13 protein-coding genes are annotated in these 14,628 nt (G+C 31.9%); 5 read left to right on the top strand and 8 right to left on the bottom strand.

The window, feature by feature from the left end; all coding sequences use genetic code 11:
• The first annotated feature begins 82 nt into the window (after positions 1-82).
• From IPM32_14215 to IPM32_14225, 3 genes are all read left to right on the top strand, one after another.
• Positions 83-355 (top strand): hypothetical protein, encoded by a 273-nt coding sequence (locus IPM32_14215; protein ID MBK8946406.1) that lies wholly within the window; start codon positions 83-85, stop codon positions 353-355.
• Positions 352-774, top strand: coding sequence for a 3-dehydroquinate dehydratase (locus IPM32_14220; protein ID MBK8946407.1), 423 nt, complete (start codon positions 352-354; stop codon positions 772-774). The genes IPM32_14215 and IPM32_14220 overlap by 4 nt, the downstream gene beginning before the upstream one ends.
• A gap of 289 nt (positions 775-1,063) precedes the next feature.
• Positions 1,064-1,456 carry a MerR family transcriptional regulator gene (locus tag IPM32_14225; protein MBK8946408.1) on the top strand — a complete coding sequence of 131 codons (393 nt, stop codon included), beginning with the start codon at positions 1,064-1,066 and terminating at the stop codon, positions 1,454-1,456.
• Positions 1,457-1,649: 193 nt separating this feature from the next.
• Here the strand turns inward: IPM32_14225 and IPM32_14230 are convergent, their stop codons facing one another.
• The 7 genes from IPM32_14230 to IPM32_14260 all read right to left on the bottom strand — a co-directional run bounded on the left by IPM32_14230 (position 1,650) and on the right by IPM32_14260 (position 4,813).
• A complete protein-coding gene (locus tag IPM32_14230; protein ID MBK8946409.1) occupies positions 1,650-2,105 on the bottom strand; it encodes a sigma-70 family RNA polymerase sigma factor in 456 nt (151 codons plus the stop codon).
• Positions 2,106-2,234: 129 nt separating this feature from the next.
• Entirely contained in the window at positions 2,235-3,347 is a 1,113-nt protein-coding gene (locus IPM32_14235) for an AAA family ATPase (protein ID MBK8946410.1), read from the bottom strand.
• A gap of 1 nt (position 3,348) precedes the next feature.
• Positions 3,349-3,552: a hypothetical protein gene (locus IPM32_14240; GenBank protein ID MBK8946411.1), complete on the bottom strand. Its 204-nt coding sequence runs from the start codon at positions 3,550-3,552 to the stop codon at positions 3,349-3,351.
• Positions 3,553-3,557: 5 nt separating this feature from the next.
• Positions 3,558-3,815 (bottom strand): hypothetical protein, encoded by a 258-nt coding sequence (locus IPM32_14245; GenBank protein ID MBK8946412.1) that lies wholly within the window; start codon positions 3,813-3,815, stop codon positions 3,558-3,560.
• Complete coding sequence (locus tag IPM32_14250; protein MBK8946413.1) at positions 3,812-4,027, bottom strand: hypothetical protein; 216 nt, start codon at positions 4,025-4,027, stop codon at positions 3,812-3,814. Before IPM32_14250 ends, IPM32_14245 begins: the two co-directional genes overlap by 4 nt.
• The gene (locus IPM32_14255) at positions 4,020-4,403 is read right to left on the bottom strand and encodes a DUF1738 domain-containing protein (protein ID MBK8946414.1); all 384 of its coding nucleotides are present in this window, start codon (positions 4,401-4,403) and stop codon (positions 4,020-4,022) included. Before IPM32_14255 ends, IPM32_14250 begins: the two co-directional genes overlap by 8 nt.
• Positions 4,404-4,492: 89 nt before the next feature.
• Complete coding sequence (locus IPM32_14260; GenBank protein ID MBK8946415.1) at positions 4,493-4,813, bottom strand: hypothetical protein; 321 nt, start codon at positions 4,811-4,813, stop codon at positions 4,493-4,495.
• A 1,174-nt stretch (positions 4,814-5,987) separates the two neighbouring features.
• Here IPM32_14260 and IPM32_14265 point away from each other — a divergent pair.
• Together IPM32_14265 and IPM32_14270 are read left to right on the top strand one after the other, a co-directional pair.
• Positions 5,988-11,393 (top strand): putative Ig domain-containing protein, encoded by a 5,406-nt coding sequence (locus IPM32_14265; GenBank protein MBK8946416.1) that lies wholly within the window; start codon positions 5,988-5,990, stop codon positions 11,391-11,393.
• A 2-nt stretch (positions 11,394-11,395) separates the two neighbouring features.
• On the top strand, positions 11,396-13,816 hold the full coding sequence (locus IPM32_14270) for a putative Ig domain-containing protein (protein ID MBK8946417.1): 2,421 nt from the start codon (positions 11,396-11,398) through the stop codon (positions 13,814-13,816).
• Positions 13,817-13,990: 174 nt separating this feature from the next.
• Here IPM32_14270 and IPM32_14275 read toward each other — a convergent pair whose 3' ends face one another.
• Positions 13,991-14,350 (bottom strand): CZB domain-containing protein, encoded by a 360-nt coding sequence (locus tag IPM32_14275; GenBank protein ID MBK8946418.1) that lies wholly within the window; start codon positions 14,348-14,350, stop codon positions 13,991-13,993.
• Positions 14,351-14,628 lie beyond the last annotated feature (278 nt).

Raw genomic sequence — 14,628 nt, forward strand, 5'->3', positions numbered from 1 at the left:
AATTTCCAAGTTTTAATTGAGTTAAAGAATTGTTATTTTCAAATTATAAATTTATTTTCTTTCTAAATATAAAATATCATAAATGAAAATTAAAGAAAAAGAATTTGAAGAAGTTCTAGAAGATTTGAAATCTGTTGCTTCTCAAATGGGAGCAAAAGTTAGATTTGAAAGAGGTGATTTTAAAGGTGGATATTGTATTGTTAAGGAAAGTAAAATTATTGTTTTAAATAGACTATCAACAACTCAGAGAAAAGTTATTACACTTTCTGCAGCACTTAAAGAACTAGGAGTTGATGAAATCTATTTACCACCAAAATTAAGAGAAATTATTGAACAAATGGATGAAACAAAATGAAAATATTAGTTATCAATGGACCAAATTTAAATTTATTAGGTAAAAGAGAAGAATCACAATATGGTAATTTAACTCTTGAAAAAATTGAAGAAATTATTAAAAATGAATTTCCTTCAATTTATTTTGAATTTTACCAAAGTAATTTAGAAGGTGAAATTGTTGAAAAACTTCATAAATCACAAAATAATTTTGATGGAATTCTAATAAATCCCGGCGGTTACACGCATACATCTGTTGCAATTAGAGATGCTTTGGAAATTGTTAAAATTCCTAAAATTGAAGTTCACCTTTCAAATGTGTCTGCAAGAGAAGATTTTAGAAAAGTTATGATAACTACGCCAATCACAAATGGTTATGTTTCGGGTTTTAAAGAAAATAGCTACCTAGCGGGTGTTTATTTACTTACCAAAATAATTTAAACAAAAAATCGTGCTCCCATCATCGATTATCCCAAAAACTATCAAATTCACAATAACGAATAATTATTCATTCTAGAAATCATTTAAAAATTTCATACATTTTTTCGAAAATAATTGTATAAAAATTTCCGGTAATAGTTACCTAAGTTAAGCAAAAGCTTGATATATTAGAAATATATTTTAATTTTAAATTATCTGATTGTTTGAAGCAAAAATTTAGATTAAATTCTAAACTTGCTATTTTTTAACACTTTATATATTTTAGCTAAAGTATAAATCGAGGAATTATATGAAAGATTTTGGCTTAAAAAAATTGTATTACTCCATTTCTGAAGTAAGTAAATTAACTGATTTGGAGCAATATATTTTACGCTATTGGGAAACTGAATTTGAACAGCTGAAACCTTCTAAAAATAGAGCCGGAAACAGAATTTATACCAACAAAGATATTAAAATGATCCTTTTAATAAAGCATCTTTTAAGAGAAGAAAAATATACAATTGAAGGCGCAAAAAAGATTTTAAGTGATCCAAGTGAATTAAATAAAATAAGCACAGAAAGTAAAAATAATTCAAATCAAAATACAGTACCTCAAGAAGTTGTTATACAAGAACAACGCGATATTAAAAGAGACCTTGAAGATTTAAAGAACTTTTTAGTAGATTTACGTTCTAAGATATAAAACTCGGAACGTAGCGCAGTCCGGTAGCGTACTTGAATGGGGTTCAAGAGTTAATTGAAAATTTGTTTCGAATTTGATTAAAAATCAAAGAAAATAATCGAGAAAATTTTCTTGGTTGCAGATTGGTTGCAAAATTGATTTTAAAATATTGAAAAAGATGGCAAAAAATTTGTCATTTTGTTGCTCATAAAATTTATAAGAATTTAAACATCAGCTTTCTTAATTGTAGTAAACCGTTTTTATAATGTTGAGAAATTAGTCCTTCCGAAACATCTGCACTTTTAGCAATAAATTTATTTGACATACCTTGTAATTTACATCCCATAATTATTTGTTGTGTTCTACCTAATTTTGGAATTAAATCGATCATCATTTTATATATCTCATTATTTTCCATCTCATCAAAAAATTCAATGTTCTCAGAAGTAAAATTTATCTCATCCGAATATTCATAATTTATTTTAACCTTTCTTATCACATCAATAATTCTAAATCGTATTAACCATATACAATATGTTGTGAATTTAATTTTACTATGAAAATTGAAATCATAGTTAATGCTGCTTAACAAAACGGTATTAGCGATTGAAAACTGAGAATCATAATCAGTTAAATTTTTCGGAATTCCTTGAATTGCTTTATGTATCATTAGCTGGTGGTTTTTAACGAGAATTTCCAAAGCTTTTGGGCTTTTCGTTTTTCGATAAAATTTAATAAGCTTTTTAGTATTTGTATCTTCCATAAAAAATAGGGAGCATATTATATGCTCCCAAAATTATTATGAAAATACTTCATTGGAAAGATTATAATTTTCAATATGAATTAAAGTTTCTAACGGTTCAACATCTTTCAACTCTTTGAATAGTTCTTCTAATTCTTGTCGTCTGAAATTCAATTCATTGGGTAACATTTTTTCAATTTCTGTTTTTGAAGTTGTACCAAATATTTTTTGAATAATTGCCGTTTTGACTTTTTTATCTTCATTGGCTCTTGGAGTTCCCAAATTATTTAATTCAAATACTCCTTCGATTTTTTCTATTTCGATTTTCCTTCTAAGTTCTCTTTCAAAATAATCTTTATCTGTTGGAATAAGATTTTTTTCAGTTTCCTCTGCAACAATTCCAGTCGGTAAATTTTGAATAAAGTTAATTACAGGTTTAAAATCTTTAAAAGTAGGGAAGGAAAGTACTTTACCATTTATTGAATCTGATCTATCTTTTAAAACATATCCAAAGATTTCTTTTGTAGGTTTACCTTCCTTATTGTAAATATCATTTGAATTCATCCAAACATTTAAATCTGTTTCATACGGAGTTTCTCCGGCAATTTTCATCTTAAATCCGGATTTTACAAATTGGCCTTTTTGCGTTACAACTCCATTTTCATCTTTTTCATCTTCTTCTTTTTCATATTCGAATCCACCTCTTCCGGTAAAAACGATATTACCTTCTGATTGAACAAATTTTTCTGAAAATTCCTCATTCCAAAGTGGAAGAATTTTTCCCCAGTCTTGAAGCGTCATAAAATTTTTATTATTTCTTAAGCGATAATCTTTTATATATCTGTAATAAATTTTAGTTAGTGAATCGATAAAGAGAAAATCAATTTCTTTTTTCTGCAAAAAGTTGAAAGATTCTTGAACATCTTTTAAAGATGTTGTTTCTTTTGCGATTGCTTCAATTTTATTTTTCTTGAATAAGTTGATTAAAAAACGTGATCCCTTTTCATTATCTAAAATCAGAATTGGTTTTGAAAGTTTCATTTGTTTGTAAGTTCCGGTAATAAACTCGAAAGCGGTCCGGGTTTTACCCGAACCTTGAAATCCGCCAAAACTTGCTTTAATGAAATGATCTTTACTAATTAACGGTTTTGCAAAATCTGATAAGTTCATTTTATAATACTCCTTTTTTTTTTAAGTTTTCCAAATTATTGTAATTGTTTTTAACTTCTTCCGATGCAATATTTCTTATTCTTTCAGAAGCGTTTAATATTACCGGTTCAGCAGATTCTTTTAATATTGTTTCAACTTCAATTCTAATTTTATTAAATGAATCAGAAATTTGTAAAATGCGATCAGCTATTATAAGAGCATCCATTTTGTTTATTCTCCTTTTAATTTATAAAGTTTGGTTAAGATCTCAGCCATTTCCAATTGTACCATGATTCTAAATTTATTAAGTATAAATCTTGAATCATTTCTTTTGAAAATATCTTGGCACTCTCTGGAAATTTTATTCATAATATTCCGGATAATTTCTTCGGAATCTTCATCGGCTTTAATTTCTGTCGGAATTTCTTCCGGCGTTGTAAATTCATCATAAGGTGTAAAATAATTTCTTGGGTAAATGTTTTGTTTCATTTCAATAAACCTTTTATTAATGTTTTAATTTCCTCAATTGTTGAATTTGGGCTTAAACGCATAACCAATTTTTTGTTTTTGTCTTTTAATTTGAAACAATTATAAAATTTTGAAATTGTATAAGATTTACCGTTAAGTGAAATTTTGATCGGTTTTTTACCCAATTCATTAAATCTTTCCAAAACTGTTTTTTCACATATTGATTTATTCATTTTCGTTTATTTCCTCAGTTTGAGAAATATCAAAAACAACTGCACTAAAAAAATTGCTTGGTTCTTCTGTTTCTTCACCTTCATTTTTCTTTTTATCAACTCCAACCGGATATAAAATAACTGCTCCGTGTTCACCTTTTTTTACAATTCTGCCGTGCTCCTTCCATTGATGAAAGCCGCCGCAAATAGTTGGAATTAAAATGTTTTCAAATTGTAAAGCGATTAACATTTGGTTTCTGCCGGAATAAACTCTTCCTTCAATTGATGAAATTACATAAGCTGATAACTCCAATTTTTGATCATCAGAAAGAGAATTTAATTTTTGAACTAAAATTTTTGTTCTTTCTTTTCTAGTTAATTTTTCTGTTGTTATCATTTTAAAGCCTCTCTTAGTTTATTGTTAATGTCTGCGATTATTTTTAAGATTTGTTCTAATTGTTTAATAATATCTTCCATTGTGTTCCTTTAGAAATAGTTAACTAAATGCATTTGTTTTTTGCTGAATTGCTTAAAGGAAGTAAGAAATTTCTTTTCTATTTTTTGCGGAATTGCCAAAAAAATTACTGCGTAAGATTTACCTTTATAATTAAGTGTAGTTTGAAAATACTCTGATGAATTATGGTTTATGCGTAACCACTGAAAGAAAAAATTATTATTATGCTGAGGATTAAAGAAAAAAACCAACTGACCCAAATAACCGGAAAGAACATTATTAAAAGGTTTACCTCCGATGAAAGAGCAATTATATTTAAATGCAAATGATGTTAATTGATTTATTGTATACATACTGCCACCTAAAAAAGATTTAATTGATTTTGTTGATTTTGCTTATTAATACCGGTTATATTAAAAAACTTGCTTTGTGCTTTTGATAATTGCTTAAACGAAAAATGATAATGCTGACCACTTACCAAATAAATATTTATGTTATAACTACCATTAAAGAATGTTAAGCGATAAAGAATATTGTTTTTACGAATTTGATTTAGAACCATAACCACCACACTTAAAAAGAAAAAAATGAAATAAAAAAACTGTAAATTGATTCATGTGCAGGGCGGAGAAAAAGCAAGGGCGGGCTGATATTTGCCCGCTTTGTACACCCTTGTCTTTTTTGAGCAACGAAACATATTTTGCTACATTTTTTTTAACATTTTTTTATTTGATTAAATGGTATGATTGAAGAAAAGTTATTTAACGAAGTTATATAACTGAAACTTGGGCGTGAGGAATGAGCGACCGGAATAATAAAAACTAAAAAAATACTTTATGAATGAATGATGGAGCGATTGACGAGGTTCGAGGATTGAGCGACTGAATGAAAGAATAATGTATTATAAAAACTAAACAAAGTTCCACGAACGAAGTGAGGTTGAAAGTTAAATAGTATTGAGGGACGAAACCGAAGGTGAGGAGTGAAATATTATTTACAAGTTTTGAGCTGAACAATGTTTTATTTGCCGGTTCAACCAGCAAATTGCTAAAACTTTGTGAAGTGCTTAAAGATTTGTTTTGAACGTGCTTTTATGTTTTTAATGAAAGTTAAATAGCTTTGAGTGAATAACTTAAGTTACCGAACGAAAAGTTATTTATAGGCTTTAACTGAACAATTTTGGCTAATGCTATAGCACTATACTACTTAATAATATTTTTGAAGGTATTAATTTTGTTGAAAAAAAACTAAAGTTTGATACCAACCCAAAATACTAAAAAAAACTGCAATAAATTCAAAAAATGATAAAATTGGACTATTATAACATTGTAGTACTGAAAAGAACAACTTTAAATGAACAGACAATTCTTTATTTAAGTTAAAGATATTGTGTAATTGGTACTTCTATGATCCAATCAAACTCAAAAAATAATTACATTATTTTAAAAAAACTGACTTTTATAACTACTATATGTTTAACATATCTATTTTTAATATTTAATTTATTTAACGAAAAAAGAGGATTTAATGAAAAAGTATTTTTCATTCGCAGTTTTTTTTATGTATATCAATTTGGTATATCCTCAACAATTCATTAAAACAATTTATGTTGAGCAAAAGGAATTGACCACTGGTAGTGCTGATAAAAAAAACCAAACTGTCCGTTGGACTAATGAACCACTAATATTTGTAGGAGATAATACAGGAATTGGATCAGGAGATTATAGAGGTTGGATTGAATTTAATGTAGATAACTTTCCAACTAAAGTTGTTGTAAATAAGGTTGAATTACGCATTTATTGTGCATCATCTTCAAATAGTGGTCATAAGCTTATGATTCGTCAATTTGGAATTGATGGTGATTATTTTTATCTGCACCCCACTGATCTTAGTCCACTAAATTATTCTTATTTATATGATCATGCGGCGACTGGAACCATTTATGTTGATAAATCTTCATTATTGGCTAATACAACAGTTGGGTGGAAAGTATTTGATTTAGGAAATAAAGCTGTTGCAGATTTTCAAAAAATTATTGATGATGGGGATGGCAGATTCTCATTAGGTTTACAAGAATACGGTGATGATGATAATCCACCAGCACAGGTTTATGGAAGTACTTCAAAATATAAACCCTACCTTACTATTACTATGACTGATATTAATCCACCAACTTCGCCAGGTACACCGACTGAAAATAATCCAGATATTGATTTTACAAATACTCAATTTACGGTTATGTGGAATTCATCTTATGATTATGAATCTGGATTTGATCACTATGAATTATTTGAGCAAGTAAATAATGGACAATGGTCTAGAATAGCATCACCCACTTCTACAACTTCATATGTGAGGGACCTACCTGAAGGGAATTATTACTATTATGTGAAAGCTTTTGACAAGGTAGGAAATGGAAGTGAAATTTCACTTAATGATGATGGAATACTAGTTGATAAAACAAAGCCAACCAATGGTATAATTAAAATTGAAAATGGCGCAGCGACATCTAGGACATTGAAGGTGAATCTAAATAATATTTCAGCAACTGATAATAGTTCTGGAATAGAAAAAATGAAGTTTTGTAATGATAATTCTAGTTGGTCAAGTTGGGAAAATTATTCTAGTACTAGAAGTAATTGGGATTTATCACAGAATGGTGGAAATTCTAATCCAGGAATAAAAAAAGTATATATACGATTTAAGGATAAGGCCGGTAATGAGTCTTCTTCGTTTTATGATGAAATTGAATACATTGTACCAACAATTTCAGTAAATAATCCCGAAATTGATTGCGGAAATGCTGTGGTTGGTTATGAATCGGAAGTAGTAAGTTTCAATATAAGTTGTAAAAATTTGGAAGGTGATGTAACTATTACTGCACCAAACAATTTTAAAGTTTCAAAATATTCTAATACAAACTTTACAAGTTCTTTAAATATATCAAATAATAATAATTCTTTTACAGGTACAATATACGTTAAATTTTATCCGAATGTGGTAAAAGAATATGCCGATAAAATTAAAATTACTTCGCAAAATGCTAATGATGTTTACGTAAATGTATATGGAGATGGAGAAGAACCTTTTATTAAAGTTAGCCCAACAAGTTTAGAAATAGGTTTTGGTTCTGGCAGCACTGGAAAATTTGAAATCACTTCAAATATAAATTGGAAAATTGCAGGAAAACCAGATTGGCTAAATGTTTCACCAGATAAAGGAAATGTAGAAGATGAGACAAATAATAGCAATGTAACAGTAACAGCAACAAGTGCCAATAGTACAACAAGCTCAAGAACAGCAACAATGACAATTAGTGGAACAGGTGTTTCAAATAAAACAGTAACAGTAACCCAAGCAGGTAACCCAAATACAGCACCGGTGATAACAACGGCAGCAGTAACAAACGGAGTTGTAGGACAGCTGTATAGTTATGATGTAGATGCAACAGGAAATCCGGCACCTACATATTCATTAACGACATCACCAAGCGGGATGACAATAAATTCAACGAGTGGTATAATACAATGGACACCGAGCAGTTCAGGAAGTTATAATGTAACGGTAAAAGCGACGAATGGAGTAAGTCCGGATGCAAGTCAATCATTTACGATAGTAGTAGCTTTACCAAATACAGCACCGGTGATAACAACGGCAGCAGTAACAAACGGAGTTGTAGGACAGCTGTATAGTTATAATGTAGATGCCACAGGAAATCCGGCACCTACATATTCATTGACAACATCACCAAGCGGGATGACAATAAATTCAACGAGTGGTATAATACAATGGACACCGAGCAGTTCAGGAAGTTATAATGTAACGGTAAAAGCGACGAATGGAGTAAGTCCGGATGCAAGTCAATCATTTACGATAGTAGTAGCTTTACCAAATACAGCACCGGTGATAACAACGGCAGCAGTAACAAACGGAGTTGTAGGACAGATGTATAGTTATGATGTAGATGCAACAGGAAATCCGGCACCTACATATTCATTGACGACATCACCAAGCGGGATGACAATAAATTCAACTAGTGGACTAATACAATGGACACCGAGCAGTTCAGGAAGTTATAATGTAACGGTAAAAGCATCGAATGGAGTAAGTCCGGATGCAAGTCAATCATTTACGATAGTAGTAGCTTTACCAAATACAGCACCGGTGATAACAACGGCAGCAGTAACAAACGGAGTTGTAGGACAGCTGTATAGTTATGATGTAGATGCAACAGGAAATCCGGCACCTACATATTCATTGACGACATCACCAAGCGGGATGACAATAAATTCAACTAGTGGACTAATACAATGGACACCGAGCAGTTCAGGAAGTTATAATGTAACGGTAAAAGCATCGAATGGAGTAAGTCCGGATGCAAGTCAATCATTTACGATAGTAGTAGCTTTACCAAATACAGCACCGGTGATAACAACGGCAGCAGTAACAAACGGAGTTGTAGGACAGCTGTATAGTTATAATGTAGATGCAACAGGAAATCCGGCACCTACATATTCATTGACGACATCACCAAGCGGGATGACAATAAATTCAACGAGTGGTATAATACAATGGACACCGAGCAGTTCAGGAAGTTATAATGTAACGGTAAAAGCGACGAATGGAGTAAGTCCGGATGCAAGTCAATCATTTACGATAGTAGTAGCTTTACCAAATACAGCACCGGTGATAACAACGGCAGCAGTAACAAACGGAGTTGTAGGACAGCTGTATAGTTATGATGTAGATGCAACAGGAAATCCGGCACCTACATATTCATTAACGACATCACCAAGCGGGATGACAATAAATTCAACGAGTGGTATAATACAATGGACACCGAGCAGTTCAGGAAGTTATAATGTAACGGTAAAAGCGACGAATGGAGTAAGTCCGGATGCAAGTCAATCATTTACGATAGTAGTAGCTTTACCAAATACAGCACCGGTGATAACAACGGCAGCAGTAACAAACGGAGTTGTAGGACAGCTGTATAGTTATGATGTAGATGCCACAGGAAATCCGGCACCTACATATTCATTGACGACATCACCAAGCGGGATGACAATAAATTCAACGAGTGGTATAATACAATGGACACCGAGCAGTTCAGGAAGTTATAATGTAACGGTAAAAGCGACGAATGGAGTAAGTCCGGATGCAAGTCAATCATTTACGATAGTAGTAGCTTTACCAAATACAGCACCGGTGATAACAACGGCAGCAGTAACAAACGGAGTTGTAGGACAGATGTATAGTTATGATGTAGATGCCACAGGAAATCCGGCACCTACATATTCATTGACGACATCACCAAGCGGGATGACAATAAATTCAACGAGTGGTATAATACAATGGACACCGAGCAGTTCAGGAAGTTATAATGTAACGGTAAAAGCATCGAATGGAGTAAGTCCGGATGCAAGTCAATCATTTACGATAGTAGTAGCTTTACCAAATACAGCACTGGTGATAACAACGGCAGCAGTAACAAACGGAGTTGTAGGACAGATGTATAGTTATGATGTAGATGCAACAGGAAATCCGGCACCTACATATTCATTGACGACATCACCAAGCGGGATGACAATAAATTCAACTAGTGGACTAATACAATGGACACCGAGCAGTTCAGGAAGTTATAATGTAACGGTAAAAGCATCGAATGGAGTAAGTCCGGATGCAAGTCAATCATTTACGATAGTAGTGCCAGAATTAAATACAGATCCAGTAATTACACTTCAACCAATTAGCCAAACAATAAATGAAGGACAGACAGTAACATTTAAAGTGGAAGCTAACTGTAGTAGTCCTCTTGAATTTCAATGGTGGGGTGTAGGCTCGAATCAATGGAACAATGGTGATAAAAATGGACGAATTACAATAGTAAATGAAAGTAATTCCTCAACACTTAAAATTACAAATGTAAATTTTACTATTGATAATAATAATGAATTTACTTGTGAAGTAATTAATACTTCTGGAGGTTATCCAGATCCAAAATATTGGGAAAATTCAAACACCGTAAAATTAACTGTAAACGTAAATATCCCTTCACCAACCGAATTAAATGTGGTCACATTTAATGATCAAAGTATAGAAATAAAATGGGTGGATAATTCTAAGACAGAGACAAATTACATAATAGAAAGAAAAGAAGGAAATAGTGGGTCTTGGAGTGAACGAGGAAGAGTAGATGCAAATGTTGTAACATATAAGGATATAAATTTAGGTCCAAATACAACATATTGTTATAGGGTGAGAGCATATAATGGTAACGGTAGTACATATTCTGGATATTCTAATGAAGTTTGTGCAACAACATCGCCATATATACCTAATACACCAACCGAATTAAATGTGGTCACATTTAATGATCAAAATATAGAAATAAAATGGGTGGATAATTCTAAGACAGAGACAAATTACATAATAGAAAGAAAAGAAGGAAATAGTGGGTCTTGGAGTGAACGAGGAAGAGTAGATGCAAATGTTGTAACATATAAGGATATAAATTTAGGTCCAAATACAACATATTGTTATAGGGTGAGAGCATATAATGGTAACGGTAGTACATATTCTGGATATTCTAATGAAGTTTGTGCAACAACATCGCCATATATACCTAATACACCAACCGAATTAAATGTGGTCACATTTAATGATCAAAGTATAGAAATAAAATGGGTGGATAATTCTAAGACAGAGACAAATTACATAATAGAAAGAAAAGAAGGAAATAGTGGGTCTTGGAGTGAACGAGGAAGAGTAGATGCAAATGTTGTAACATATAAGGATATAAATTTAGGTCCAAATACAACATATTGTTATAGGGTGAGAGCATATAATGGTAACGGTAGTACATATTCTGGATATTCTAATGAAGTTTGTGCAACAACATCGCCATATATACCTAATACACAACCGAATTAAATGTGGTCACATTTAATGATCAAAGTATAGAAATAAAATGGGTGGATAATTCTAAGACAGAGACAAATTACATAATAGAAAGAAAAGAAGGAAATAGTGGGTCTTGGAGTGAACGAGGAAGAGTAGATGCAAATGTTGTAACATATAAGGATATAAATTTAGCTCCAAATACAACATATTGTTATAGGGTGAGAGCATATAATGGTAACGGTAGTACATATTCTGGATATTCTAATGAAGTTTGTGCAACTACACTAGTACAGAGAAAATCTCCAACTATAACCTCAACAGCAGTAACAAACGGAGTTGTAGGACAGCTGTATAGTTATAATGTAGATGCCACAGGAAATCCGGCACCTACATATTCATTGACAACATCACCAAGCGGGATGACAATAAATTCAACGAGTGGTATAATACAATGGACACCGAGCAGTTCAGGAAGTTATAATGTAACGGTAAAAGCGACGAATGGAGTAAGTCCGGATGCAAGTCAATCATTTACGATAGTAGTAGCTTTACCAAATACAGCACCGGTGATAACAACGGCAGCAGTAACAAACGGAGTTGTAGGACAGATGTATAGTTATGATGTAGATGCAACAGGAAATCCGGCACCTACATATTCATTGACGACATCACCAAGCGGGATGACAATAAATTCAACTAGTGGACTAATACAATGGACACCGAGCAGTTCAGGAAGTTATAATGTAACGGTAAAAGCATCGAATGGAGTAAGTCCGGATGCAAGTCAATCATTTACGATAGTAGTAGCTTTACCAAATACAGCACCGGTGATAACAACGGCAGCAGTAACAAACGGAGTTGTAGGACAGCTGTATAGTTATGATGTAGATGCAACAGGAAATCCGGCACCTACATATTCATTGACGACATCACCAAGCGGGATGACAATAAATTCAACTAGTGGACTAATACAATGGACACCGAGCAGTTCAGGAAGTTATAATGTAACGGTAAAAGCATCGAATGGAGTAAGTCCGGATGCAAGTCAATCATTTACGATAGTAGTAGCTTTACCAAATACAGCACCGGTGATAACAACGGCAGCAGTAACAAACGGAGTTGTAGGACAGCTGTATAGTTATAATGTAGATGCAACAGGAAATCCGGCACCTACATATTCATTGACGACATCACCAAGCGGGATGACAATAAATTCAACGAGTGGTATAATACAATGGACACCGAGCAGTTCAGGAAGTTATAATGTAACGGTAAAAGCGACGAATGGAGTAAGTCCGGATGCAAGTCAATCATTTATTATACTAGTACCAGGACTTGAAATTACACCTACTAATCAGTTAGTATCATTTACATCAGGCAGTACAACATTTAATGTGAGTTCAAATATTAGTTGGAGTGTAAGTACAAATGAGAACTGGATAACGGGTATAAGTCCTTCAAGTGGAAAAAATAATGAAACAATAACAGTGAATTACGCAGAAAATTTAGGAAGTCAACGAGTTGGAACAATAATAATATCTGGTGGCGGCTTAACCAAATCAGTTACAGTAACTCAAGCTGAAGGGCCAATATTAACAGTAATACCATCAAATAAAGATGTAGAATATATTGCTGGCAGTACGACATTTAATGTGAGTTCAAATATTAGTTGGAGTGTAAGTACAAATGAGAATTGGATAACAAGTTTAATTCCTTCAAATGCGGCGCTAACAGTTCAATATACAGAGAATAAGGGGATTCAACGAGTAGGAGTTATTACAGTTAGTGGAAGTGGGTTAACGAGTACCGTGACAATTACGCAAGCAGAAAATCCACCAAAACTTTTAATTTCACAAGGAGAAATAAGTCATCAATTTGGCAGTTTTGCACAAGGCAGTAATCCTGAACCTAACAATTTTAATTTTGAATTAAAAAACAGTGGTGGTGGAATTTTATTCGGTACAATATCTTTTTCAGGAATTTGGTTAACTATTGATTACAATGAATTTAGTTTGAATGCTGATGAATCAAAATCATTTAATGTAACTGCAAATACAAGTAATTTAGAAATTGGAGAATATTCTGATTCGCTAAAAATATTTTCTAATGCAGGTAATTTAAATGGAGAAATATCATGTAATTTAATTACAGGGATTGATGATCTATCAAAAATTGGAAATATCCCAGAAGATTATTATATAGATAACAATTATCCAAATCCATTTAATCCAACAACAATCATTAGTTTTGGATTACCAGAACAAAGTACAGTTAGTTTAGTGGTATATGATATTACAGGAAATGAAGTAGAAAAATTCTTGAATAATGAGAGATTAGCAGCTGGAAGATATCAATATTCATTTGATTCAAAAAAGCTAGCTAGTGGAATATATTTTTATAGAATCTTGGCTGAAAAATTTGTGCAAACTAAAAAAATGATTTTGATGAAATAAAGGAAAGTAAATAAGAAAAAGTAATTAAGTTGTTATTAGGTGGTAATTCAGTGGGGAAGGAAGACGGAAAAAATTAAAATATTGCTAAGATTGCATGATTAATGATCCGTTCAGCGTTGGGTGACAAAAAAAGTTAAATAGTGAATAAGCTTAGAAAAGTTATTCACTATTTTTTTATACTTTCTTTTTCCAGTTACTTAGAGCAACGGTTAATTTTGAACTTATTGCGCCAAAGGTACCATTAAAATTGAATTTCTCCATTGCAGATTCTTTTTGACCTTTTAATGCTAAATCGAGAACATTAGCAGCGGTTTTATGGAAGCTTGAATGAAGCTCTTTAACAGTCTGAAAATCCGTTGATGATCTGTCAATAGCAGAAAGACTTTCCAACCATTTACCGAATTCACATACATTATCTTTTTGAACTTTAGCGACTTGGAATTCAGATTTCCCGGATTCAATAGCACTAATGAGGCGGCGTTTCCAAATTACATGATTATTTATAGCAGAATTAATTGCTTCTTTTGAAACCATATTTCCCCCAAAAAATAATTTATGATATAATCGGAGGAGATATCCAATATTTAAGACTATAATTAAAAAAAATTAAGAATTTAGTATTCAGAAGACAGAAATCAGTTATAAGGAGTTAGAAGAAAGGGAAGAAAACCGGAGAAAGAAATAGAAATAAAAATTTTTTAAGCTCACTAAATGTGGACATTTTTATTTTTAGCTGAATGAAATTAAATAGACTCAATTAACCATTAGCTTAGAATTATTAATAAAATAAGGACTTACTAATAATTTGAATA

Source organism: Ignavibacteriota bacterium (assembly GCA_016716225.1).
Taxonomy (GTDB): domain Bacteria; phylum Bacteroidota; class Ignavibacteria; order Ignavibacteriales; family Melioribacteraceae.